This is a genomic window from Corynebacterium sp. zg-331, from assembly GCF_014267345.1.
In the GTDB taxonomy this organism is placed as follows: Bacteria; Actinomycetota; Actinomycetes; order Mycobacteriales; family Mycobacteriaceae; genus Corynebacterium.
This window is the reverse complement of sequence record NZ_JACMYD010000021.1, coordinates 1-738: the sequence shown is the minus strand read 5'-3', so window position 1 is coordinate 738 and position 738 is coordinate 1. Positions and strand designations below refer to the sequence as shown.

2 protein-coding genes are annotated in these 738 nt (G+C 56.0%); both read right to left on the bottom strand.

Annotation, left to right across the window (positions count from 1 at the left end; translation table 11 throughout):
* A partial coding sequence (locus tag H7347_RS10535; protein ID WP_152823459.1) for an IS3 family transposase occupies window positions 1-357 on the bottom strand: 357 nt, incomplete at its 3' end.
* A gap of 2 nt (window positions 358-359) precedes the next feature.
* Window positions 360-674, bottom strand: a complete 315-nt coding sequence (locus H7347_RS10530) for a transposase (protein ID WP_186337506.1) — start codon at window positions 672-674, stop codon at window positions 360-362.
* Between the last annotated feature and the right edge of the window lie 64 nt (window positions 675-738).

Genomic DNA, 738 nt, shown 5'->3' with positions numbered 1-738 from the left:
AGCAAACCGGGGATTGTTCGGGTTGGTCACTGTCGTGCGCGTGGATTTATGCCGCAGCACACCACTAATGCCTAGCAGGCTCATCAGGCGATTGACTTTCTCCCGGCCAATGTCCCATCCAGCCCGCTTGGCTGCTTTCCACAGCTTGCGACGCCCGTAGACCCGCCGATTGGCAACCCACAGGTCATAGAGTCGGTTTGCCTCGTACGCTTGGTCAAGCTCGGCATCGGTAGGACCGAAATTTCGTGCCTGATACCGGTAATAGGTAGCAGGAGAAATCTGGTACTGATGCTCGTTGAGGACCTGGTACATCCGCTCGATGGAATAAAGGTGCCGGTGAGCATGGAGAAACTCCACGACTACTTTTGTTTGCGGTCGAGCTCCGCCTGGGCGAAAAAAGCCGATGCCAACCTCAAGATCTCGTTGGCCTCTGTCAGCTGCTTGACTTCCTTGCGCAACCGGGCAATCTCCGCGTCCTTGTCCTGCTCGGCAGCACGCGAGGAAGTCGCTGCTTCCTTCTCAGCTTTAAGGATCCAGTTATTTAGTGTGGCCGGATTGATATCTAACATCCCACCGATCTTGCGGCGCGTCCTAATCTTCGTCGCGCCCTCCTCGGCAACCGCCTCGTAATACAAGCGCAGCGCACGGTCCTTGGTCTCTTGATCAAACCTCATAGTGCCCATGGGCCCCATTATCTCCTATTTAGCTCGTGCACTCTCACACCCCAAGGACGCCTCA